Origin of the sequence: Caulobacter zeae (assembly GCF_002858925.1) — a bacterium.
Lineage (GTDB): Bacteria > Pseudomonadota > Alphaproteobacteria > Caulobacterales > Caulobacteraceae > Caulobacter > Caulobacter zeae.
Map to the genome: position 1 here is coordinate 253,959 of NZ_PJRS01000022.1, position 24,264 is coordinate 278,222.

Genomic DNA, 24,264 nt, shown 5'->3' on the forward strand with positions numbered 1-24,264 from the left:
TACGGGGTTAAGGTCGTTCTCGTCCCTTCTCCCGACCCGCCATTTCGGCGAGCAGGCCAAGGGCCGAAGAATAGTACGTGCGATCCGGCGACGCTCCCCGCAGCGCCTGGATCGACGGGTCGTTCAAGGCCAGGGCGGCGATGGCGACACCGCCTCCAGATAGCGGAAAGTCGGCTTCCCGCCCGTCGGACATATTGACCCATGCCGGTGGCGCTTTTTGGGCTTGAATCTTTCCGCGCCAATATGCGGCGGTCTCGCGCGCCAGCGAATCTTCGCCTCCCCAGGCCAGGTAAAGGGGCACGCGAATGGCGTCAAAGCCGAATAATGGAGGTTTTTCGGGCGCTAAGGCCAAGCTGCCGTCATTGCGCACCAGAAGCCAGTCGGGAGGCAGCTTCTGCGCGCCGAACCGCCCCTCGCCGGCCAGTTTCACCCCATCGGCGACCAGGGTGCGCCAAGGCGCCGCAGGGCCGTCCTCGGCGGCGAAGTCCTTCAGCGCCGGCAGCACGAAATAGGATGGGTTGACGACTACCCCCGCCGGGCTGCGAAAGCCTTCCAGGCCAGGCAGCAGTACGGTGCGGCCGCCGACCTCGACCACCAGCCGCTCGGACACCGCCTCGCGCATGGCCTTGGAGGCGGCCAGGTATTCGTCGTTCTTCCAGCGCCGACCGGCCCGCAGCAGCGCCCAGGCCGCCAGGATGTCGCCGTCCGACGCGTTGTTCTCGTCGGCGACGGCGGGCTTCGTCCGGGGGTCGTAGCGCCAGGCCAGCAGCGGCGCGTTCTTGCGGACGAGATTGCTCCGCGTCCAGGTCCAGGCCTTGTCGAAGGCCTCGCGGTCGCCGCGCCCCTCGGCCAGCAGCATGGTCCAGCCCTGGCTCTCGCTGTGGCTGACCCCGCCGTTCTCGGGATCGATGGTGCGGCCGTCGGGCTGCACATAGGTCGCCTTGAACTGCGCCCAGCCGTCCGGCGGCCGAGCGCAGGCGCTCCCGGCGGCGGTGATCAGCACCACCGCCAGCAGCCTAGACGCGGTGCTCGAACACCAGCGGAGAAGCCAGGGGATCGCGGCAGGTGGTGACCCCGCCCGGGCTTCCCTGCGCCGCCAGCCAGGCGCCGTAGGCGCCCGCCAGAAGCTCGGCCATGAGCGGCGGCCAGGCGCGCTTGTCGTCGTCTTCGAGAACATTCGGACAGGCCCCATGGGTGATGAGGATGTGGTCTTCGGCCACGGCGAGCTGCACCCAACCCCAGTCCATGGCGTCCAGGATCTCGTTCAGCCGCACTTCCAGCTCGTCCAGCGTCTCGAGCTTGGGCAGGGCGTGGCGGCGGGCCATCCGCTCGCCGGTGGCGCACAGGAAGCGCTTGACCGCGCCCTTGTCGGCGACGGCCGCCAGCTCGTCGGCCAGCGCCGCCAGGAACGGCGCCCACTGGCCGCTGACCCGCCGCCGACGCAGGTAGCCGAGATCCTTGGACCGGGGATCGAACTCGCTGGCGCTCATCGGCCGCCTTCTCCACCGAGGACCTGCTTCACGCCCACGCTGACCGCGGTCTCGTTGTAGACGCCGAAGGTGTTGAAGTTGACCGCGCCGCCGATGCTGGCGCCGGGCCGGAACTGGTAGTCGGCCGACAGCCCGCCCGAGATCCCGAAGCCGCTGGCGCTCTGGGCCAGGTAGCGCGGGAAGACGTCGGTGTCGGCCTGGGCCAGGGTGGTGAGCTCGCCCTGCAAGGCCGCGTCCATCGGGAAATAGGCCGCGCCCGCCTGGTTGTAGGTCTGGTAGCCGGGGGCGATCGCGCCCTTGAACTTCCACGCGCCCTGCCGGGCGGTGACGCTGATCGGCGCGGTCAGGCTGGTGAAGGTCTTGGGGCTGAAATAGCCGCCGTGGCCCAGGCTGAAGAAGTTCTGGTTGTTGTCGAAACCCTGCTGGTTGAGGTTGAAGCCGACCTGCACTTCGGTTTCGCCGCGGCGATAGGGCCGGATGTAGCCGCCCAGATTGACCTGGTAGCCGTCGTTGTCGGCCACGTGCTCGCCGTCGTAGTGGCTGTAGCTGGCGTCGCCATAGAGGCCCGAATAGCCGTCGTCGTAGGACAAGCTGACCCCGCCGCCGGTGCGCATCACCTTGCCCCAGCGCTGGCCGGTGACCGGGTCGCGGGCGCCGGCATAGGCCACCACGCTGTCGGTGACCGGGCGCCGCTCGATCCAGGCCTTGCCCTGGCCGTTGGCGCCCAGGCGCGGCGAGAAGGTCGCGCCGCCGGCCACGTCGACGTCGCCGAAGCCGATCGGGGTCGTGCCGATGTCGGCCTTCAGCGGCCCGGCTTCCATGGCGAGATTCACCGACGCGCCGGAGGCGCTCTGCGGCGAGGCGGCGCGATAGACCGGCGCGAATTCCCCGACGATGGCGCGGGCGTTGACGATCTGGTTTGCGCCATAGCGCTGCTCGGCCGAGCCCGAGGGCGTGCCGCCGTCGATGCTGACCGGCGAGATCGAGGCGGTGAACCGCGCCTCGCCCAGGTTGGCGGATGCCGAAGCGGTGGCCGACAGCTCGTGCAGCCGGCCCAGGCCCGCCTCGCCCGAGCGGGTGCGGATCTGGGCCGAGCCGGAGACCTGGGCTGCGGTGCGGGCGGTGATCTCGGCGATCTGGCGGTCGATGTCGCCGACCACCGGGTCACGCGCGGCCGGAGCGACGAACGGATTGCCCGGCGCGGGCGCCACGCTCGTGGTCGGACGCGGCGAGGCCGCCTCGCCCGCGCGGCCGTTGCGGCCGGTGAACGGGAAGGCGACGCCGGCGAAGTTGCGCTCGCCATTGGTCGCGTACGAGGGCGCGGGCGCGGCGGCCGGGGTCAGCACGCCCGCCAGCTGGTCGCCGCCCGAGGCGACGTCGACGCCCAGCAGCGGCGCGGCCGCGGCAGAGCCCATCAGGTCGTAGCGGCTGGCCGCCACCGGCAGCACCGGCGAGGTGCGGGCCGGGACGCCGCCGCTGGTGAACGGGTTCGGGCCAAGGCCCCCGCCAGGCGTCGCATTGGAACCGCCGGGCGCCAGCACCGCGTCCAGCCCCGAACCGAAGGTCGGGCGGCGCTCGCGCAGGAGCTTGGCGGTACGCAGGGCCTCCAGCGCCCCGCGCTCGTTGCCGGCCTGGCGCTCGACCCGGGCCGAGGCCAGATAGAGGTCGGCGTCGCGCGGCGAGGCGGCGATGGCCTGGGCCAGGGTGCGGCGGGCGCCGACCAGGTCGCCCTTGCCGGCCGAGGCGTCGGCCAGACCGATCAGGGCCTCCTTGTCGCCCGGCTTGGCGCGCAGCAGCGCGCCATAGGCCTGGGCGGCCTCGCCGTACATCCGGCCGTCCAGATAGACCCGGCCCAGCGGGGCCAGCAGGCGGGTGTTCTTGGGGGCCACCGCGAAGGCGGCCGACAGCACGTCGAAGGCGCTGGCTAGGTCGCCGGCGGCGCGCAGGCGGTCGGCCCGCTCGGCGCCCAGGGTGGCGGTCAGGTCGGCGACGGCGCGCGTTCCTTCCGGCGAGGTCCCGGCCCGGGTGGCGGCCTGGCGGATGATCGCGGCGGCCTCGGCGTCGCGGCCGGCCTTGGCCAGCACCGCGACCATGCCGTCATAGCTGGCCGGCGTCTCGGTGACGCCCTCGACCAGGGTGCGCTGGGCGATGGACAGCGCCGTCTGGCGGTCGCCCAGGTCATAGAGGGCCGAGGCCAGGCGCCCTTGCGCGTCGACCGACAGGCCGGGACGGGCCGCCAGGCCGCGAAGCTGGACCACGCCCCCGCCGTCGCGGGCCTGGTCGATAGCCGCGTCGATCTCCAGCCGGCCGCGCAGGGACGTCATCTCGGGCGTCATCCGCCCGACCGGCGCGCGGCTGAGCAGCGCCAGGGCCTCGGTGGGGCGCCCCTGCTGGTCGGCGAAGACGGCGGCGGCGTGGATCTGTTCGGGGTCGCCGCCCCCCGAGACCTGGGACATCAGCCCCTCGGCCGCCTGGGCCTCGCCCTGCCCGGCCAGGAAGCGGGCGAAGTCGAGCCGCACCCACGGGTCGCGCGGCGCCGAGGCCAGGGCGCTCTCGAAGGCCGCGCTGGCCCCTGACAGGTCGCCGTTGGCCCACAGCTGGTTGGCGCGCTCGTGGTCGATGCGGCCGCGCAGCAGGTTCTGGCCGCTGGCGTCGGGCGCCAGGGCCGGCGAAGCGGCGGCGACCGTCTCGGCCTCGGCCGTGCGGCCCTGGTCGAGCAGCACCTGGACAAGGCCCTGCTGGGCCTCGGCCTGGGTCGGGGCGGCGGCGAGGATCTGGCGATAGACGCCTTCGGCGTCGGCGGCCTTGCCCTGGCGGCGCAGCGACTCGGCCAGCAGGTTCGAGGCCAGCAGGCGGTCGGGATAGGTCTGAGCGGTCAGCGGCCGCAGGGCCTGCTCGGCCTTGGCCGCCTGGCCCTGGTCGAGGGCCGCCTGGGCGGTCTGCAAGCCGGAATAGAAGCGGGCGCTGGTCAGGGCCTCCTTCCAGCGGCCGGCGCTGGCGGGGCTGGCGCGACCGGCCCGGGTCAGGAGATCGGCGGCCTCGGTGAACTGCTGAGCCTGCAGGCGCACGAGACCCAGGCCGCCCAGGGCGTCGGCGTCGCTCGCACGGCGCGACAGGGCCGCCTGGAAGCGACGCTCTGCCTCGGCGACGTCGCCAGCCTGCAGGGCCTGGAAGCCCTTGGCGCGGTCGCCGGCCGACGGGTCGACGGGGGCTGCGGCGCTGGCCTTGGGCGCCACCTTGGCGGCGGCCAGCTTGCGCGAGATCTCCGCGTCGTTGGGACGGGCGGCCAGGTAGTCGCCGAACAGGTCGGCGTTGCGCGGGCTGTCGTCCATCCAGGTCAGGGCCTGGCGCCAGGCGCTGGCGGCCTTGCCCGACACGGCGCCGCCGCCGCCCGCCAGGCGGGCCAGCAGGGCCACGCCCTCGCGGCGGCTGCCCTCGCGATAGGTCAGGGCCTGGCCCAGCGCCAGCTGGACGTTCTGGTCGCCAGGCTTGCGGGCGGCCAGGCCGCGCAGGCCGGTCTGGGCCTGGGCGACGCCGCCGGGGGCGCCGGCCAGGGTCTGGTAGTATTCCAGCGCCAGGGCGTCGGGCGGATTGGCGCCGCCGAAGGCCTGGCGATAGGCCGCGGCGGCCGCGGCGTTGTCGCCCTTCTGGGCCAGGGACCGAGCGCGGGCCAGGTCGCCGCCGCCGGCCGCCGGGGCGCTGGCGCCCGGACGCTGGGGCGCGTCCAGCGCCGCCAGGCCGCGCTTGGCGGCGGCGTTGCCGGGATCGGCGGCCAGGGCGCGCTTATAGGCGTCGGCGGCCAGGTCCTTGCGGCCCTTCTGGCTCCAGAAGTCGCCCTGGCGCACGAGGGCCGACACTGCCGCCCCACCGGGCGCGCTTCCGGTCTGGGCCTCGGCGACGCTCGCCGTCCCGCCCGCCATCAGGATGGCGGCCAGGGCGGCCTCTACGGACATGCGACGCAGGGTCTTCACTGGTGGCTGCCCCCTTCGAGGCGACGGCGCGCGATGGACTTCAGCGCGAAGATGATCGGGAACGACAGGGCCAGGCCAACGCCGAAGATGGAGGCGGCCAGCAGCAGCGGACGCTGGCTCAGCCACCACATCATGTAGACCCACCAGGGCAGGTCGCCGGTGTGGAACTGCTTGCCGACCTGGAAGCTGGAGAAACCGTCCTCGGTGACCACCGCCAGGTCGCCCTGCACGCGGGCGTTCTGGGCCGGATCGTCCAGGCGGGCCAGCACGGCGGGCAGGCGGGTCGGATCGCTGGCCAGCACGGCCACCACCGCCCGGTCGCCGTCATAGGGCGAGCGGAAGCTGACCAGGCCCTCGAAGCCGTCGCCGGCCACCAGCAGCTCGTCGGCCTTGCTCCGCGCCTTGGCCGCCTCGCCGTTGGCCATCAGGAACACCCGCTCGGCCAGGGCCGCGGTCTTCAGGCGCAGGCGGTCGGCGTCGAAGGCCACCGGCGCACCGGCGAACAGGCCCGAAAGGCGCCGCGCGGTGTCCGGCCGGCCGATCAAGAGCACGTCGCGCCCCTTCAGCGAAGCGGCGTCGGCGGTGCGCGAGATCGCCACCCGCGTCACCGGCGCGCCGGTGACGTCGCCGAACCGGCCCATCAGGTTCAGATAGGCCTCGATGTCGGCCGGGGCCGGATTGGCGTCCAGCACCACGGTCGTCTTGTCGAGGTCGGCGTTGCGCGTGAACGGGAAGCCGGCGCTGGCGAAGAAGGCCAGGTTGGGCAGGGCCGCGAAGTGACGGCCGCCGCTGAGGTCGATGGTGCTGTCGGGGTCGACGCCGCTGTGGACGTTGGTCGGCAGCTGGCCTTGGCAGGCGCCGGTCTTGTTGCTCTTGATGTCGAAATAGAACTGCAGCTGGCTGGCGCCGAACAGCAGGTAGGGCGGCAGGTCCAGGCTGTGCTCGTTGCGGGCGAAGCGGTTGAACAGGCCGCGCACCTCGGCGGTGCGGTCCTGGGCGCTCAGCCGATAGGAGCGCAGGTATTGGCCGTTCAGCGACACGTCCAGGCGCGACTGCTCGCGGTCGAACCACGGCCCCTTGGGATAGCGGTAGCGCACGCGCATCGGCGCGCCCTGCACCGGCCACAGGAAGAGGTCCGGGGCCACGCGGAACGGTACGTTGACGGGGGCCGGCGACAGGCCGGGCGCCTGCAGCAGCTGGGCGTCGACCAGCTCGCCCATCCGCACCGGACGGTCCATGCGCAGCCAGCGCGGCGCGTCATAGGGCGCGCGCGGGGCGATCAGGGCGGTGTCGACCTGGGCCATGGCGCCGCTGAGGCCGCCCTGCGAGATGCTGAGCGCCAGGGCGGCGCGGCGGATCTCGGAGGTGTCGCGGCCGACCACCAGCAGCAGCCGATGATCGGGCGCCTGCGGGTTGGCGACCACCGCCAGGGTAGGACCATTGACCTGCGGCAGCGCAAGGCCGCCGATCACCTGGCCCGACTGGCCGAACACCACGCCCTCGCCCTGCGGCAGGGCGCCGATCAGGGTCGGGAAGGCAAAGCCGCGATAGCTGGCCCGCATGCCGAAGTATGAGGCCGCCGCCCCCGCCCCGCGCAGCACGGCGTCGGACGGGGTCTCGGCGAAGATGAACGGCAGGACCAGCTTGCCGCCGCCCTTGTCGAAGAACGGTCCGGGCAGTTGCGACAGGTCCGGTTGGGCCGGCAGGCGCGAGACGGTCAGCTCCAGGCGCGAGCGCTGGTTGGAGACGTTCATCCACAGCGACGAGTGCTGCGGGTCCTCGCAGGCGCGGGTGTAGTGGCCGATGAAGCGGAGATTGAGGTTGTTGTCGCGCAGGAACAGGGCCGGGTCGATCGGGATCGACCACTCGGTTCCCGCCGCGCGGTCGGGGGTCAGCATCACCGTACCGGCCGGCTCGCCGTTCAGGGTGACGGCCAGCTGCGACAGGTCGCCCAGCAGCGACGGCGAATAGGCGCCGTTGACCACCAGGCGCGCGGCCGTGACTACCTCGTCGCGGCGCAGGGTGAAGTCGACCCCGGCCTCGCCCTGCACGCCTTGCAGGCGCACCGGCTGGCCGAACCCCAGGTCCTTCAGCGTCAGTACGCGGGTAGAGCCGGCAGGCGCAGGGGCTGCGACCTCGGCCGGCAGAGCCTGGCCCCTGGCCTGGCCGCTCCAGCCCAGGGCGCCGGCCAGCAGGGCGCCGGCCAGGATAACGGCCGCGCCGCCGTCCGGCCCGCTGGCGCGCGAGCGCGGCGTCAGGGCCGCCGGCTTGGCCGCCCGCCACCAGAACAGGATGCTGGCGCTGGCCCGCACCAGACCGGCCAGGGCCGCCAGCGGCCGCACCGGCGCCCAGTGGGCGTTGGGCTGCCAGGCGTCGGCCCGGCCCACGACGTTGCGCACCAGGTCGCGGCGTTCGGCAAAGCCGAGCGGCAGGAACTGCACTCTAAGGACCCCCTTGTCGAACATGACCGCGCGCGCCCTGAACTGGCGGGCGCGCTCGTCATGCAGGAATTCAACCGTGTCGATGTGGCGGTCGTTCCCCCAGAAGCCGTCGGGAACGATCGCCGAAAGGCCGCCCATCGAGACCTCGCGGGTCTCCACATCCAGCACCTCGCCGTTGGTCAGGCGCAGGCGGGCAGGCAGGAAGGCCTCGATGCGGACATGCTGGCGCACCTGGCGGGTCTCGCGGCCGACGGCGATGGCCGTCAGCAGCACCAGCAGGCTGAACAGCGTCCAGAAAGTGTTGAGCACCAGGGTGCCGAACAGGACGATATCGGGCTCGGCGGTCACCAGCTTCCACATGCCCCAGCACAGGCCGGCGATCAGAAGGGCCGCGACCACCACGTGCGGCCACATCAGCGACCAGTCGAAATAGCCCTTCTCCAGCCGCCCGCCCTTGTCGGTGACGTTGAACTTGCCGCGCTTGGGCGCGAACAGGGTGACGATGGTCGGGGCCACCAGGTGGAAGGCCAGCAGGGTCTCGTAGATCTCGCCCCAGAACGCCATGCGTTCCTCGCCCTGCATGCGGTTGTTGGTGACGATCGAGTGCACCAGGTGCGGCAGGGCGTAGACCAGGATCACCGGCGCCGAGGCGCTGATGATGTTGAAACCCAGCAGCAGGAAGGCCAGCGGCGAGGTCAGGAACACGATGCGCGGCAGCGGGAATTGGAAGTGCAGCATCGCGTTCAGGTAACAAAGCCGCTGGGCCATGGTCAGGCCCTTGCCCAGCAGCGGATTGTCGACGCGGAAGATCTGGGTCATGCCGCGCGCCCAGCGGATGCGCTGGCCGATGTGCAGGGCTAGGCGCTCGGTCGCCAGGCCGGCCGACAGGCGGATCTCGAGGAAGGCGGTGTTCCAGCCCTTGCGTTGCAGCTTCAGCGCGGTGTGGGCGTCCTCGGTGACCGTCTCGTGGGCGAAGCCGTGGGTCTCCTCCAGGGCCGAGCGACGGATCACCGCGCAGGAGCCGCAGAAGAAGGCCGCGTTCCACAGGTCGTTGCCCGGCTGGACGACGCCGTAGAAGAGGTCGCCCTCGCCCGGGATGTCCTTCACCGTCTGGATGTTCCGCTGCACCGGATCGGGCGAATAGAAGTGGTGGGGCGTCTGCAGGAGGGCCAGGCGCTGGTCCTCCTGGAACCAGCCCAGCGTCATCTGCAGGAAGGCGCGCGTGGGGATGTGGTCGCAGTCGAAGATGCAGACCAGCTCGGCGTCGGTCTGCTCCAGGGCGTGATTGAGGTTGCCGGCCTTGGCCCCGAAGTTGTCGGGGCGCGTCATGTAGATCGCCCCGGCGCGCTCGGCGAATTCCTTGAACTCGGGACGGCGGCCGTCGTCCAGCAGGTACACCTTGAAGCGGTCGCGGGGGTAGTCCATCCCCAGCGCGGCCAGCACCGTGTCCTGCACGATCTCCAGGCTCTCATTGTAGGTCGGGATGTAGACGTCGACCGTCGGCCAGCTGGGCGGCGCGCCCTCCAGCGGCCGCACCGGGCGCTGCAACGGCCAGGCGGTCTGCAGGTAGCCCAAGAGCAGGATCAGCCAGGCGTAGATCTCGGCCAGGTACAGGCCCGTGCCGAAGAACGCCTCTGCGGCGTTGCGGAAGTGCAGGGTCTCGGTCGTGCGCCACCACAGATAGCGCGTGCTGACGATCACCGAGACGACGCACAGGGCGATGGTCAGGTGCTTGGACTGCGACAGGCGGTTGGCGACGACCACGCCGACGATGGTCGCGCCCGCGAACAGCGCCTGGTCCTTGAAGCTCAGCGGCATGACGATCGCCACGACGGCGACGGCCAGGAAGGCGGCGATCAGAAGGACGACGCCGACGCGCAGCATCGTTCGCTCCAGGAACGACTTAGACGAAACCCCGCCCGTCATGCCAGCACTCGCAAGTCTTGGCCCTCGGACGACGGCCATGGCTGCACTGCTGTCATCGCCGAAGAACCTTCCACTCTATAGTCAAGCTTTCCAACGAGCGCGGACGGCCGATGCTATCTGTTACGCGTATGGACCTACAAGCGAGGCCGTATGGCTGATTGAGCAGCAGTGCCAGAGGGTGTCGCCGCGACCAAAGGCCGCATTACTTCCCGAAACGGGAAAACGATGTTTTCGACAACCGGACTACAAAGATGAACGCCAAGCGATACTTGCGGGCAACTCTATCCGCGAGTTCAAACCCAGAGGCACGCCCGAAGGTGGAATTCACCGCGCAGGCGGGGTTCGGGGAACGGTTTTCAGCGTCCGGCCATCGAGCCAATTCCGGTATCGGTCGATAGCGCCTTTGGCTTAGACCCCGGCGGAGCGGCTCTCTACCGTCAGCCTCAAGAAACGGCCTCCCGGCGTTCGGGAACAGGCCGTCGCTCGGAGAGGACTTCATGAGCCAGATGTCGCCGACGGACGTGGCCCGCCAGCTCGGCGGCGGCCTGCTGTCGTTCCCCGTCACCCATTTCGACGCCCAGCACCAGTTCCTGGAGGCGCCCTATCGCCAGCACTGCGCCTGGATGCTGGACCACGAGCTGGCCGGCCTGTTCGCGGCCGGCGGCACGGGCGAGTTCTTCTCGCTGCGTCCCGACGAGGTGGGCAAGGTGGTGCGCGCGGCGGTCGCCGAAACGGCCGGCAAGATCCCGGTCATCGCCGGCTGCGGCTACGGCACCGCCATCGCCACCGACCTGGCGCGCGACGCCGAGGCCGCCGGGGCCGACGGCCTGCTGCTGCTGCCGCCCTACCTGACCAACGCCACCCAGGAAGGCCTGCTCGCCCACATCGAGTCGGTCTGCAAGGCCACCAGCCTGGGCGTCATCGTCTACAATCGCGACAACGCCATCATCAACGAGGACACCCTCGAGAAGCTGTGCGACCGCAACCCCAACCTCGTCGGCTTCAAGGACGGGGTCGGCGACCTGGAGTTGATGATGCGGGTCTATGCCCGCATGGGCGACCGCCTGACCTATATCGGCGGCCTGCCGACGGCCGAGACCTTCGCCCTGCCCTATCTGGAAATGGGCGTGACGACCTACTCGTCGGCGATCTTCAACTTCCTGCCGGAATGGGCCTTGAGCTTCTACAAGGCCGTCCGCGCCCGCGACCGCGAGACGGTGATGACCGGCCTGCGCGACTTCGTGCTGCCCTACATCGCCCTGCGCAACAAGGGTAAGGGCTACGCCGTCTCGATCGTGAAGGCGGGCATGAAGGCCGTCGGCCGCGACGCCGGGCCCGTGCGCCAGCCGCTGACCGACCTGACGCCCGCGGAGTTCTCCGAACTTCAGGGCCTGATCGCCCGCGTCCAGGGCTGAGCATGACGGGGTCGATGCGTCCGGCGTATCGACCCCCGCCGCGCCCGCGATGACCGCGCTCTCGACCCTGCCTGGAAAGAAGGCCCTGGCGATAGGGCCGAACGAACGTCTAGCCTCGCGACTCCAGGGTGTTGTCGACGGGCGCTTTCCGATGTTCGAACTCAGCCAGCTTCGCTGCTTCGTCGCCACCGCCGAAGAGCTGCATTTCGGCCGCGCCGCCCAGCGGCTGAACATGACCCAGCCGCCGCTGAGCCGGCAGGTGCAACTGCTCGAGCGCATCCTCGGCGTCACCCTGCTCGACCGCACCAGCCGTTCGGTGCGCCTCACCCCGGCCGGCCGCGCCTTCCTGCTCGAGGCCCGCCGCATCCTGCGCCTGGCCGAGAGCGCGGCCCTGGCCACCCGCCGCATCGCCAGCGGCGACGCCGGCCAGATCGCCATCGGCTTCACCGCCGTCTCCGGCTACAGCTTCCTGCCGCGCCTGGTGATCCTTTCGAACGCCCGCCTGCCCAACGCCGACCTGACCCTGCGCGAGATGGTCACCCGCGAGCAGGTCGAGGCGCTGCTGACCGGCCGTATCGACATCGGCCTGGTGCGCCCGCCGATGGACCGCGCCGAGTTCGCCACCGCCCGCGTGCTGAGCGAGCCCCTGGTGGCCGCCCTGCCCAACGGCGACCCTCGCCTGGTCAAGGCCAGCCTGACCCTGGCCGACTTCGACGCCGGCCCGCTGATCATGTATTCGCCGGAAGGCGCGGGCTATTTCTACAACATGCTGACCACCCTGTTCGACGCCCACGGCGTGGCCCCGAACTACGTGCAGCACGTCACCCAGATCCACTCGATGCTGGCCCTCGTGCATGCAGGCCTGGGGGCGGCGATCGTGCCGGAGTCGGCCATGAGCCTGCACTTCGACGACGTGCAGTTCCGCCCCGTCGAGACCACGCCCGACCGGCCGGTCGAGCTCTACATGGCCTGGCGCAAGGACAACGAGAGCCCGATCCTTCAGACCTTCATCGACCTTTGCCTGGCCGAGGCCTCGCCGGCGGATCCGGACGGGCGCTGACGCCCCCCCTCCCGTCGGCCGCCGCGGCCCAACGATAAAAGACGGGAGAACACCATGACCCTCGATCGCCGCGCCGTGCTGGCCGGAGCCGTCGCGCTCGCCGCGCCCCTGAAGGTCAACGCCGCCGGCCCCGCCGCTCCGGTCGCGACCACCACGGCGGGCCGGGTGCGCGGCGCCGAGGTCGACGGCATCACGGTCTTCAAGGGCGTGCGCTACGGCGCCGACACCTCGGCCCGGCGTTTCCAGCCGTCCGAAGCGCCCCAGCCCTGGAAGGGGATCGCCGACGCCCTGGCCTATGGCCCAGCCTCGCCGCAGCTGAAGACCGACGAGCCGACCTCCGAGGACTGCCTCTTCCTCAACATCTGGACCCCGGGCCTGGCCGATGGGCGCAAGCGACCGGTGATGTTCTATGTGCATGGCGGCGCCCACGCCAACGGTTCGGGCTCCAGCCCGCTCTATGACGGGACCTGGCTGGCGAAGACATATGACGTGGTGGTGGTGACGGTGAACCACCGCCTCAACGCCTTCGGCTACAGCTATCTCGCCCGCCTGGGCGGGCCCGAGCTGGCCGACAGCGGCAATGCCGGCAATCTCGACCTGATCCTGGCCCTGCAATGGGTGCGCGACAACATCGAAGCCTTTGGCGGCGATCCGGGAAACGTCACGACCTTCGGCCAGTCGGGCGGCGGGGCCAAGTGCGTGACCCTGATGGCCATGCCGCGCGCGGCGGGCCTCTACCACAAGGTCGCGACCATGAGCGGCCAGCACGTGACCGCCATGGGGCCGATCCACGCCACCATCCGCGCCCGCGCCTTCATGGAAAAACTGGGCCTGAAGCCCGGCGAGACCCACAAGCTGAAGAGCCTTCCCGCGGCCCAGCTGGTCGAGGCCCTGAAGATGCGCGACCCGCTGGAGCGCAAGGGCGGCATCGTCTTCTGGTCGGTGGTGGACCACGGGGTGCTGCCGCGCCACCCGTTCTATCCGGACGCCCCGCGCGAGAGCGGCCACATCCCGATGATCATCGGCAACACCCACGACGAGACCAAGGCCTTCCTCGGTGGGGATCCCAAGAACTTCGCCCTGACCTGGGACGAGCTGCCGGGCCGGCTGGAGAACGAGCTCGTCCTCGACATGTCGCCCGAATACCTGGTCGGCCGCTATCGGGCGCTCTATCCGCAGGCCAGCCCGTCGGACCTCTTCTTCGCCATCACCACGGCCGGACGCTCGTGGCCGGGCCACCTGATCCAGGCCGAGCAACGGGCCCGCATCGGCGCCCCGGTCTGGATGTACCAGCTGGACTTCGGCGCCCAGACCGATCCCCGGATGGGCGCCTACCACAGCTACGACATCGCGCTGGTGTTCGGCACGCTGGACGCCAAGGGCTCGATGACCGGCACGGGCCCGGCGGCGACGAAGGTGCGCGACCAGATGAGCGCCGCGTTCGCCGCGTTCGCGCGAACGGGCGACCCCAACTGCGCGGCGATCCCCGCCTGGGAGCCATACACCCTGCCGCGCCGGCCGACCCTGGTGGTCAACGAGACCTCGGCGATGGTGGACGATCCGCGCAAGGAAGAGCGCGAGATCTTCGCGGTCGCGCCGTTCATGAAGGAAGGAACCTAGGGGGCTAAAGGAACCTCCCCCTGTGGGGGAGGCGATGGCGTAGCGATCGGTGGGGGGCGGTGATGATCTTCCGATACCTCGAAAGCTGAAAACGCCCCCCTCCGGCCCTCCGGGCCACCTCCCGCAGAGGGGGAGGATCTTGAATGGCGGGAGCCGTCGCGAAGCGTCTACCGCCCCAACGCGACCGCCGCCGAGAACGCCGAGGTCGCCCCAGCCGCCGTGGTGACCGTCGCGGTGATCGCCGAGCCGGCCGCCGCACCATCGACCTGGCCCTCGAAAGCCGCCCGCCCCTGGCCGTCGGCGAGCGCCTGCACCGTGCCCAGATAGCGCTCGCCCTCGCCCCCCCCCTTGGGACTGGCGAACAGTTCGACGAACACCACGCCATTGGCCGGAGCCAGAGCCTCGCCCTTCACGGCGGTCTTGCCGCCCACCGCGCGAGCGGACGTCAACTTCGGCGGCTGGAGCCCGAACTGCGGCGCCGCATGGCACTTCTCCGGCGTATTCTTGGCTGTGCAGACCTGGGCCGCGCCGGCCTTGTCGAACACCACGCCCATGCCGCGCGAGCCGACGAAGCTGGCGTGCTCCAGTCCCGGCGGGCCGATGACGACGCCGCCGCGCGCCATGGCCGGATCGCAGGAGCCGCCGGCCGAGCACAGCCTGATCGGCTTGCCGTTGCCGAAGATCGCGTTCCGGCTGATGCGGTTGGCGGCGACCTTGGCCTCGGGCCGTACGGCTATGCCGATCCCGTTTCCACGGATCTGGTTGCCGGAGATCATGTTGCCTTCCCCGCTGACGCTGATCCCGAAGGCGTTGCCGGTGAAGACGTTGGCGCCGATGTAGTTGCGCGCGCCCCAGTTCAGTTGCAGCCCGTCGGAATAGTTGGCGAAGCGGTTGCCCACGACGGTGTTGTCGTTTCCCCACAGGATCTCGATGCCTTGCGAGGGCTCCAGGTTGTCGGTCCCGCCGTCGAAGCTGTTGTCGGCGATCAGGTTGAAGGCCGCGCCGCGCGTCAGTTCCAGGCCGTCGCCGTTCTCGACGAAGGCGTTGCGCAAGACCTTGTTGTCGAGCGTGGTGTGCGAGGTCGAGCCGCCCTTGCCGTCGTCGCCGCTGAGCATCACGCCGGCGCCGCCGATGTTCCGCACGATGCGGTTGTCGGCGATCACCGCGTTCGAGGTGCGCAGCACCAGCACGCCGATGCAGAAGCCCCGGATCTCGAGCCCGCGCAGGGTCACGCCCCGGGTGTCGACCAATGCAAAACCCGGATTGCTGGCGGTGCGGACATTGGTCCCGTACTGGCCCTGGACCATGCCGGGGCAGGACTTCAGGTCGCGCGGCAGATAGCCCGAGCCGTCGACCACGTTGTGGCCGCCGGTGCGGGCGAAGGCCTGGCCCTCGATGGCCACCGGCCCCTTGATCGGCGGCAGGGCCGATTTCAGCACGATGGCCTGGGCGGCGATCTCGATGCGGTAGCGGCCGGGCTCGGCGTTGCTGGTCTCGATCGCCCAGCGCAGCGAGCCCCTGGCGCCGTCGTCGGCGTCGCGGTCGACCAGCAGAAGCTCGGTCGCCGCCGCGCCCTGGGCCGGCCCGCCGGCGGCGACAGCCGCGATCGGCTTGGGGTCCTGGGCCAGGGCCGGCGAGGCCAGCAGGGCCGCGACGATCGCGGCGGACGCTACACGAACCATCGGTCCCTCCATCTTGTCGTGCGGGTCCTCGTCCTTCGACAAGCTCAGGATGAGGACCAATTCAACGACCGCACAGTCGAAACCTCACCCTGAGCTTGTCGAAGGGCGAGGTTGCGCCGGCTCAGACCACCCTGTCCCAGGGAAAGCTCAGCGTCGGCTGGTTGGCGTGGCGCTTCATCTTCAGGGTCAGGCGCGCGCCCGCGCCCGGCGCCAGGCGCAGGGTGAAGGCCGAGGCCTCGACCGCCTGGGGCGCGCCCTCGCCGATCGCGGCGCTCCGGATCTGGTGCTCGCCATAGGCGCCGCCCTGGATCGTCACGGTGCGCGGGGCCACCGGACTGAGATTGACCAGGCTGACCACCGTCTCGTCGTCGGTCAGGCGCTCGACCAGGGCCGCCACATCCTGCGGAACGCCGGCCCGGCGCCGTTCGGGATCGAAGTAGCGCAGGCGCGCATAGTGCAGCGCGCCGCCCTGCGAGGGCGAGGACTTCGACCACGGCGGCCGGGCGATATGGATGCCGCCCTCCATCAGCTGGATCAGGGCGGTGACGCTGGCCGGATTGATGTCGAGCGCGGCGTCGGCCAGACGGGTGTCGGGGGTCGAGCTATCCTCGCGCTGGGCCTGGGCCCGGGCGCGCACCCGCTCCAGGTCGCCGCGCAAGGCCTTGGCAGGATAGGAGGCATCCTTGCCATCCAGCCAGTCGAGCCAGGGATGGGCCGCCGCGCGCGCGCGGTCCGAGCCCTTCATCGACAGGTACCAGATCTCCAGCCCGTTCAGCTGGTACTCGCCGGGCGCGTAGGCGTACCAGCCCTTGGGCCCGTACATCCGCGGGGTCGAGACCTTGCCGTCCTCGACCTTCTTCTGGGCGTTGATGACGTCGTTCTGGCGACGCCACACGTCGAGATACTTGTCGTCGCCGGTCAGCAGGTAGGCGTTCATGAAACCGACCACGGCGCGCGGCACGCGGTTGCGGTCCTCGCGCTGGCCGGTGTGCGGTGCCACCGGCGAGAAGCCCCAGCCGTAGGTTCCGCTCCACCACCGGCCCTTGGGGACCTGGCCGTCGAGGCCGACCTTGCTGGGGATCACGTCGCCATTGGCCCGCGCCCGCTCGATCCAGCCGTCCACGTACTTGAGGATCCAGTCGCGGTACCTGGCCTCGTGGTCCAGCATGTAGGCGTTCATCACCAGGCTGGTGGCCTGCAGGTTCAGCGGGCTGTCGCCGACCACGTCGCCGTACTCGTCGTAGTGGCGCAGGGTCTCCTCGTACGAGCGCTCGCCGTGCTCCATGTAGAAGTGGGTCACGTCGAAGGGATCGCCGGCCCAGTCCAGGGGCGTGGCCTTGCGCAGCATCGGGCCCCGGCTGCCGGTGATCATGCTGCGGATGATGTTGAGCTTGGGATCATAGTTCGGCGTGGTGGGGTCCTCGCCGGTATAGAAGCCCGAGAACCTCTTCGCCCGCTCGCGGAAGCGCGGATCGTTGGGCGCCGACAACCCCAGCAGGTTGAACACCGACAGCCCCTCGGACAGGTGCTGCCAGTCGCTCATCACCGGGAATTCGCGGAAATACATGCCCTCGCGGGCGAACGACACGTCCTTGGTCTTGGCCGCCGTATACTGGCGGACATTGCCCTCGAAGGCCTTCTGGGCCAGCTCGAGCACCCGGTCGCCGGCGCCCAGGGCGTGCAGGGTCGGCCAGTCGTTGACGTTCTCGATGGCGTCGTCGGGGCCGTCGTTGGCGCCCCAGCGCTCGAAGGCCAGCAGGTAGCCGCGATCGTCGAAATAGCGGGCGAAGAAGGCCTCGCAGGCCGCCTCGTTGGCCTTGAGCAGTTCGCGTTGCAGCAGCGCCCATTCGGGCGCGGCCATCGGCGTCGTGACGGTCAGGGCGGCGGGCGCGGCGCCGGCCGCGCGGCCCACCCCTGCGAGAACCAGGGCCGAGGCGCCGGCCAGGACGTGGCGTCGAGAGAGCATCAGGCCGCCTTCAGTTGCAGGCGCTGGATCTTCCCGACGATCAGGAAATAGGCCAGCACGGCGATCAGGCAGTGGGCGCCGACGAAGATCAACGCCCCGTCGAACGAGCCGGTGGCCTGGACGATGTAGCCGATGACGATCGGGGTCACGATGCCGGCGGTGTTGCCGAAGGTGTTGAAGACCCCGCCGGTCACGCCGGCCATCTCCTTGGGCGAGGTGTCCGACACCACCGCCCAGCCCAGCGACGCCACGCCCTTGCCGAAGAAGGCCGCGGCCATGATGACGATGACCAGCCACTCCTGCTCGACGTAGTTGCAGATGACGATGCAGGTGGCCAGGATCATGCCCAGCAGCAGCGGCGTCTTGCGGGCGATGTCGAGATTGCCGGTCTTCTTCAAGAGGTGGTCCGAGATCATCCCGCCCAGCAAGCCGCCGGCGAAGCCGCACAGGGCCGGCAGGGCGGCGGTGAAGCCCGCCTGCAGGATCGACAGCCCCCGCGCCTTGACCAGATAGATCGGGAACCAGGTGACGAAGAAGTAGGTCAGCACGTTGATGCAGTACTGGCCGATATAGACGCCCAGCAGCATGCGGCTGGTCAGCACCTGCTTGACGTTGGCCCAGGTGAAGGCGGCGCCCGCATTGGCGGTCTTGTCCTCCATCCGCACCAGCCCGCCGCCGGCCTCGATATAGTCGAACTCGGCCTTGCTGATCTTCGGGTGCTCGACCGGGCTGTGGATCAGCTTGACGAAGAAGAAGGCCGCGACGATGCCGATCGCGCCCATGACGAAGAACACCGACCGCCAGCCGAAGTCGTGGGCCAGCCAGCCCATCAGCGGCGCGAAGGCGACCAGCGAGAAGTACTGGGCCGAATTGAAGATCGCCGAGGCCGTGCCGCGCTCCGAGCCCGGGAACCAGGCGGCCACGATGCGGGCGTTGGCCGGGAACGACGGCGCCTCGGCAAGGCCCACCAGGAAGCGCATGAAGAACAGGGCGACGGCGGCCGCCAGGCCGGTGAACACGCCCGAGAAGCCCTGCAGCAGGGTGAAGCTGGACCACAGCACCAGGGCGGCGGTGTAGATCTTCTTGGAACCGAAGCGGTCGAGCAGCGCCCCGCCGGGGATCTGGCCCAGCACATAGGCCCAGGCGAAGGCCGACATGATGTAACCCATGGCCACCGGATCGAGGCCCAGCTCCTTCGACGCCGACTGGCCGGCGATCGAGAAGGTCGCGCGGTCGGCGTAGTTGATCGTGGTGATGATGAAGAGCGTCGCGATGATCAGCCAGCGCACGCGGGTACGCCTGGTAGTGTCGGTCATGGACGCTCTCCCTTGGCGCCGCTCTGTCGTCGGCGCTTTGGGAGGACGCTAAGCGGCGTCGGGGCCCAGGTCTAAGTCAAATCGCCTATGGACCGATCCACGGGCGACATGGATCGAACCGCGGTACGCATCGAAACCCAAGGCTGTCAAAGGATCGCCCGCGCGCGAGGCGGCAGGCGCCGTTGCGGAAACCTGTGGATCGGTGCACATCGCGCATAGGTCCATACCTGATTGGGATTGGCCCTCTGATCGAACCCGTCCCTATGGTTCAGGCAACGAAGAAGCAGGCTCAGCCGGCTTCCAAAAGCGGCCCGCGCAGACGGGCATCGGGAGGGACAGATGACGTCCAACAGGAATCTCCGCCTGCGCGCCATGCTCGGCGCCAGCGCTTCGGCCTTCACCATCCTCGCCGCCGGCGCCGCCATGGCCCAGGAGGCCCAGCCGCCGCCGGCCGAACCCGCATCCGACGAGGTCGAGGCCATCGTCGTCACCGGCTTCCGCGCCAGCCTGCAGAGCGCCATCAACCTCAAGCGCAACGAAAGCGGCGTGGTCGACGCCATCAAGGCCGAGGACATCGCCCAGTTCCCCGACCTGAACCTGGCGGAGTCGCTGCAGCGCATCCCGGGCGTGTCGATCTCGCGCATCAACGGCGAAGGCCGCCAGATCACCGTGCGCGGCCTGGGCTCGGAATACACCCGCGTCCGCATCAACGGCATGGAGGCCATCTCCACCACCGGCGGCACCGCCAACAGCGGCGGCACCAACCGCGGCCGCGGCTTCGACTTCAACGTCTTCGCCTCGGACCTCTTCAACAGCATCGCCGTGCGCAAGACCGCCTCGGCCGACGTCGAGGAAGGCTCGCTGGGCGCCACGGTCGACCTGACCACCGCCAAGGCCTTCGACAGCGGCAAGCCCCAGCTCGTGCTGTCGGCCGGCGCCAGCTACAACGACCTCTCGGAAAAGACGACGCCGCGCGTCTCGGTGCTGGCCAGCAACGTGTTCTTCGACGGCAAGGTCGGAGCCCTGCTGTCGGTGGCCTACGAAGAGCGCCACCTGAAGGAGGAAGGCGCCAACATCACCCGCTGGGCCACCGGCGCCAGCAACGGCGGCTTCAACAGCGCCTCGACCGTGCCGGGCTACACCATCGCCCAGATCAACAGCAGCAGCCTCTTCGCCCCGCGCATCCCGGGCTATGTCAGCTACGACATCGAGTCCAAGCGCCTGGGGATCGCCGGCTCGCTGCAATACAAGCCCACCTCCGACACCCAGGTCACGCTGGACGCCCTCTACGCCTACCTGGCCGGCACGCGGAAGGAAGCCCAGCTGCAGGCCATCGGCCTGTCGCGCGCCAACACCGGCAAGCCGCAGACCATCATCCGCGACGGCGTCGTCGAGAACGGCAACCTGGTCTACGCCCGGATGGACAATGTCGACCTGCGCACCCAGGCGGCCTATGACGAGCTGAACACCGAGTTCAAACAGTTCACCCTGTCGGGCACGCACGACTTCAGCGCCAACGTGCGGGTGGGCATGCTGGCCGGCTATTCGGACTCGACCTTCACCCAGCCGATCTCGACCATCGTCACCTTCGACCGGGCCAACAGCCAGAACTACCAGTACGACTTCCGCAAGGGCCGCGCGCCGCAGATCCTGCTGGGCTTCGACCCGACCGATCCGGCCAACTGGGCCTCGACCAACGGCACCTCCGAGGTGCGCATCCGTCCGCAGTTCGTCGAGAACCAGTTCTCGACCGCCAAGGTCTATGGCGAGTGGGACCTGAACGACAACCTGCGCCTCAAGGCGGGCCTGGACTGGCGCAAGTTCGAGTATGACAGCTACGGCCAGTACCGGACCAGCGAGACGGTGGTCCAGACCCTGACCCCGGCCCAGCTGGCCTCGGTGTCGAAGGTGTTCACCGGCTTTGGCAGCGGCATGAGCCTGCCGGAGGGCAACTTCACCTCCTGGCTGATCCCCGACATCGACAAGTACGCCGCCCTGCTGGGCATCTACAGCAACAGCGGCATCTACGCCCTGACCGACACCAACAACTCCAGCGCCCGCGGCCAGTACGGCGCGGTCGAGGAACAGGACTACGGCGCCTACGTCCAGGCCGAGTTCAAGTTTGACGCCTTTGGCCTGCCGTTCCGCGGCGACGCCGGGGTGCGCCGGGTGCACACCAAGCAGGAGTCGGCCGGCTACGCCGCCGTGGCCGGCGCGATCCAGCGGGTCGACGTCGCCCGCGACTACAATCTGACCCTGCCGTCGTTCAACCTGGCGGCCGATCTGTCGGACACCGTCGTGGCCCGCGTCAGCGCCGCCCAGACCATCGCCCGTCCGGGCATCGGCTCGCTGTCGCCCGGCGGCGACGTGGCTGTGCAAGGCGCCAACCGCACCTACAGCTCGGGCAACCCGTACCTGACGCCGACGAAGTCCGACAATCTCGACTTCTCGCTGGAATGGTACCGCGAGAAGGGCGCGATGATCGCGCTGGGCGTCTTCTACAAACGCATCGACACCTTCGTGGCCACCCTGCGCCGAGAGGCCGTCTACAACACCCTGGGCCTGCCGGACTCGCTGCTGACCGGCACCGGCGCGACCACCGACCAGGTGTTCCAGGTCACCCAGCCCGTCAACAGCGACGGCGGCGACCTGAAGGGCTTCGAGATCAACGTCCAGCAGCCCTTCACCTTCCTGCCGGGCTTCTGGAGCAACTTCGGCGTGGTGGCCAACTACACCTATGTCGACTCCAAGATCGAGTACCTGACCTCGACGACGCCTGGCGCCCCGACGGTGAACGCCACCCTGGTGGGCCTGTCGAAGAACGCCGCCAACCTGACGCTCTATTACGAGACCCCCAAGTGGAGCGTGCGCGGCTCGCTGGCCTATCGCGACGGCTACCTGACCCAGGTGCCCGGCAGCGACGGCAACACCGTCCAGGGCACCAACGAGACCCTGAACGTCGACATGCAGGCCAGCTGGAACATCCGCGACAACCTCAAGCTCTCGATCGAGGGCGTGAACCTGACCGACGAGTTCAACGACCAGTACGTCGGCGATAGCAACCGGCTGAACGTCTACACCCACAGCGGCCGCCAGTTCCTGGTCGGCCTCCGCTACAACTTCTAGGCGCGATCCTACCTCCCCCCGGCGCCTAGGCAGCCCGCGTCGCTCTCCTTCCAGGGCGGCGCGGGTTTTCTTTTGGGGAGACTACCAGTGCGTGGCCCTCGTCCTTCGACAGGCTCAGGATGAGGACCAGGGCAGGCCCCGACGCCAACACGACCTCACCCTGAGCCTGTCGAAGGGCCGCCCCCTCACCTCGGCATGGTCGTCGCCTGACGGCGCACCTCCCGGCAGCGGGTCTGGCCGAACTTGGTGGCGCAGAAGCCGGTCTCGTCCGAGCCCTCGCGGATCACCGCCCAGCGGTCGCGGTCGCACTGATGCCAGGTCTCGCGGAAGCGGCCCTTGTCGTCGTAAGGGAACACCGGCGCGTCGCCCTGCGTGTAGAACCGGGTCATGCCGGTGAAGCCGCCGAAGCTGGTCTTGCCGTTGACCACGCCGCAGACCCGGCCCGTCCGCATCATCCACACGCCCCCGAACTCCAGCTCGCGCGACTGCTTGAGGCGGGCGATCAGAGCGGGCTGCACCACGGCCCAGCGCTGGGCGGCCTGGCGGCGGGCCGGCTCCAGCGCCGCGCCCTTGGCCGGCGGCAGCGCCCCCATCGCCCGCTCGAACCGGATGAAATCGAAGATCCCGTAGGCCAGGGCCGCCAGCATCGAGGCGACCATGACCAGGCCCAGGATCCGCCAGGCGACAGCGACGCCGCGCTTGCGGCCGACATGGGCGTCGGGAACGGGCAGCACAAACGACACGGTGATCTCCCCCTCTGATTGAAGAAAAGATTACACGTGTAGTTTTCAAATTCAACCGCCCCCTTCTGGCGTCATCCCGGAAAGCCCGCAGGGCTTATCCGGGACCCAGGGGACCGGGCGCGGCGCTGGGGTTCAGCGCCCTAGCCGAGGCCGGCGCTATGCGGCGGCCCCTGGGTCCTGGCTCTACGCTACGCTGCGGCCGGGATGACGAAGAAAGGCGGGGATAACGCCCCTACCGCGCCTCCACGCCCCGCTTCAGCGGCGGCGGGGTGACGCCGTCGACGAACAGGCGGGCGCTGGCGCCGGGGATGCGGGTCGAGGGCGGGGCCGGGCCGCGCGGGGCCAGGGTCCAGACGCCCATGACGATCATCACGGTCAGCGCGCCCAGGGTGACGGCGGCGGTCAGGCCTTCGCTCGAGACCGGCGCCGGGCCGGCGATGACCCGCACCCGCGACAGCAGCGGGTGACGGCCGAAGGCGCAGGCCAGCGGCGAGGCGGCGGTGAAGGCGTGGGCCTTCATCAGGGTCTCGGCGTAGCGCTTGCGGGCCTTGGGATGCAGGGCCACGACGTTGCCGTCGCAGGCGATCTCCTGGTCCAGGCGGGCGACGGCCGCGCCCAGGTGGACGATCGGGTTCAGCCAGCCCAGGGCCTGGCAGGCGATGATGATCAGGTTGCCGCGCGGATCGCCGCGCCGCATGTGGGCGCGCTCGTGGGCCAGAACCAGTTCGCGCTCGGCGGCGTCGAAGCGCTGGGCGAAGTCGCGCGGGATGACCAGGCGCGGGCAGAACACGCCCATGACCGCCGGACCTTCCAGGCCGGCGCGGGCGCGCTTGCGGAAGGCGCGCTCGGCCAGGGCGATGAAGCCGGCCAGGCCGACGACGCCGGCCAGCCAGACGACCAGGAAGCCCACGGCCAGCAGGCGCTCGGGCGGCTGCTGCGCCGCGCCGGCGCCCAGGGCGTCCGACAGGCTGGGGAAGACGCTGGCCAGGGCCGCGGCCGGCGCCAGGCGCCACAGCTTGTAGGCCGCCTCGGAGCCGACCAGCCGGCGCACCGGAACGCGCAGGGCCAGCACGACCAGCACGCCGACGGCGGCGGCCAGTTGCGCCCGCAGCAGGGTTATGGCCAAGAGCTCAATCAGCATCGTCCAGCTCCGCGATCAGCTGCTTCAGCTGCTTGACCTCGTCGGGCGACAGCGAGCGGTGCTTGGCGAAATGGGCGACCAGCGGCGTCAGGCGACCTTCGAACAGGCGGTCCAGCAGGCCCTGGCTCTCGGTCTGCAGGTACTCGGCGCGGCTGACGATCGGCACATAGCGGACGCGGCCGTCGATGCGGCGCGACTCAATGGCCTTGCGCTTGAGCAGGCGGTTGATCAGCGTCTTGACCGTGGCCTCGCCCCACCCTTGCGGCCCCGCGACGGCCTCCAGGATCTCCTCGACGGTCAGGGGGCTCTGGCTCCAGAGCGCTTCCATGACGTGGCTTTCGGCGTGGGTGATGCTCATGGCTGTCCG

At 70.1% G+C, this 24,264-nt stretch carries 14 protein-coding genes; 4 read left to right on the forward strand and 10 right to left on the reverse strand.

Annotated features, from left to right (window positions below; genetic code table 11):
* Positions 1–7: 7 nt before the first annotated feature.
* The 4 genes from SGCZBJ_RS12770 to bcsA are packed head-to-tail and all read right to left on the reverse strand — an operon-like array spanning position 8 to position 9,786.
* Complete coding sequence (locus SGCZBJ_RS12770; RefSeq protein WP_165799315.1) at positions 8–1,006, reverse strand: family 8 glycosyl hydrolase; 999 nt, start codon at positions 1,004–1,006, stop codon at positions 8–10.
* A 10-nt stretch (positions 1,007–1,016) separates the two neighbouring features.
* Positions 1,017–1,490 carry a cellulose biosynthesis protein BcsD gene (bcsD, locus tag SGCZBJ_RS12775; protein WP_101718375.1) on the reverse strand — a complete coding sequence of 158 codons (474 nt, stop codon included), beginning with the start codon at positions 1,488–1,490 and terminating at the stop codon, positions 1,017–1,019.
* Positions 1,487–5,443 carry a cellulose synthase subunit BcsC-related outer membrane protein gene (locus tag SGCZBJ_RS12780; RefSeq protein ID WP_133149254.1) on the reverse strand — a complete coding sequence of 1,319 codons (3,957 nt, stop codon included), beginning with the start codon at positions 5,441–5,443 and terminating at the stop codon, positions 1,487–1,489. The genes bcsD and SGCZBJ_RS12780 overlap by 4 nt, the downstream gene beginning before the upstream one ends.
* Positions 5,444–5,457: 14 nt before the next feature.
* Positions 5,458–9,786, reverse strand: coding sequence for a UDP-forming cellulose synthase catalytic subunit (bcsA, locus tag SGCZBJ_RS12785; RefSeq protein ID WP_165799316.1), 4,329 nt, complete (start codon positions 9,784–9,786; stop codon positions 5,458–5,460).
* A gap of 539 nt (positions 9,787–10,325) precedes the next feature.
* Between bcsA and kdgD the strand changes: the two genes are divergently transcribed.
* The 3 genes from kdgD to SGCZBJ_RS12800 all read left to right on the forward strand — a co-directional run bounded on the left by kdgD (position 10,326) and on the right by SGCZBJ_RS12800 (position 13,923).
* Positions 10,326–11,243 carry a 5-dehydro-4-deoxyglucarate dehydratase gene (gene kdgD / locus SGCZBJ_RS12790; protein WP_101718378.1) on the forward strand — a complete coding sequence of 306 codons (918 nt, stop codon included), beginning with the start codon at positions 10,326–10,328 and terminating at the stop codon, positions 11,241–11,243.
* 151 nt (positions 11,244–11,394) lie between these two features.
* Positions 11,395–12,303, forward strand: coding sequence for a LysR substrate-binding domain-containing protein (locus SGCZBJ_RS12795; protein ID WP_165799317.1), 909 nt, complete (start codon positions 11,395–11,397; stop codon positions 12,301–12,303).
* A 54-nt stretch (positions 12,304–12,357) separates the two neighbouring features.
* Positions 12,358–13,923, forward strand: a complete 1,566-nt coding sequence (locus tag SGCZBJ_RS12800) for a carboxylesterase/lipase family protein (protein ID WP_101718380.1) — start codon at positions 12,358–12,360, stop codon at positions 13,921–13,923.
* A 167-nt stretch (positions 13,924–14,090) separates the two neighbouring features.
* Here SGCZBJ_RS12800 and SGCZBJ_RS12805 read toward each other — a convergent pair whose 3' ends face one another.
* The 3 genes from SGCZBJ_RS12805 to SGCZBJ_RS12815 all read right to left on the reverse strand — a co-directional run bounded on the left by SGCZBJ_RS12805 (position 14,091) and on the right by SGCZBJ_RS12815 (position 18,887).
* Positions 14,091–15,605 (reverse strand): right-handed parallel beta-helix repeat-containing protein, encoded by a 1,515-nt coding sequence (locus tag SGCZBJ_RS12805; protein ID WP_101718489.1) that lies wholly within the window; start codon positions 15,603–15,605, stop codon positions 14,091–14,093.
* A gap of 121 nt (positions 15,606–15,726) precedes the next feature.
* Positions 15,727–17,571 (reverse strand): DUF8034 domain-containing protein, encoded by a 1,845-nt coding sequence (locus SGCZBJ_RS12810; RefSeq protein ID WP_101718381.1) that lies wholly within the window; start codon positions 17,569–17,571, stop codon positions 15,727–15,729.
* Positions 17,571–18,887 (reverse strand): MFS transporter, encoded by a 1,317-nt coding sequence (locus SGCZBJ_RS12815; protein ID WP_101718382.1) that lies wholly within the window; start codon positions 18,885–18,887, stop codon positions 17,571–17,573. Before SGCZBJ_RS12815 ends, SGCZBJ_RS12810 begins: the two co-directional genes overlap by 1 nt.
* Positions 18,888–19,226: 339 nt before the next feature.
* On the opposite strand from SGCZBJ_RS12815, the gene SGCZBJ_RS12820 reads away from it, so the two are divergent.
* Positions 19,227–22,013: a TonB-dependent receptor gene (locus SGCZBJ_RS12820; protein WP_101718383.1), complete on the forward strand. Its 2,787-nt coding sequence runs from the start codon at positions 19,227–19,229 to the stop codon at positions 22,011–22,013.
* A 185-nt stretch (positions 22,014–22,198) separates the two neighbouring features.
* On the opposite strand, the gene SGCZBJ_RS12825 is transcribed toward SGCZBJ_RS12820, so the two are convergent.
* The 3 genes from SGCZBJ_RS12825 to SGCZBJ_RS12835 all read right to left on the reverse strand — a co-directional run bounded on the left by SGCZBJ_RS12825 (position 22,199) and on the right by SGCZBJ_RS12835 (position 24,255).
* Positions 22,199–22,756 (reverse strand): hypothetical protein, encoded by a 558-nt coding sequence (locus SGCZBJ_RS12825; protein WP_101718384.1) that lies wholly within the window; start codon positions 22,754–22,756, stop codon positions 22,199–22,201.
* Between the two features lie 232 nt (positions 22,757–22,988).
* Positions 22,989–23,897, reverse strand: a complete 909-nt coding sequence (locus SGCZBJ_RS12830) for a M56 family metallopeptidase (RefSeq protein WP_101718385.1) — start codon at positions 23,895–23,897, stop codon at positions 22,989–22,991.
* Positions 23,887–24,255 (reverse strand): BlaI/MecI/CopY family transcriptional regulator, encoded by a 369-nt coding sequence (locus SGCZBJ_RS12835; protein WP_058349304.1) that lies wholly within the window; start codon positions 24,253–24,255, stop codon positions 23,887–23,889. Before SGCZBJ_RS12835 ends, SGCZBJ_RS12830 begins: the two co-directional genes overlap by 11 nt.
* Positions 24,256–24,264 lie beyond the last annotated feature (9 nt).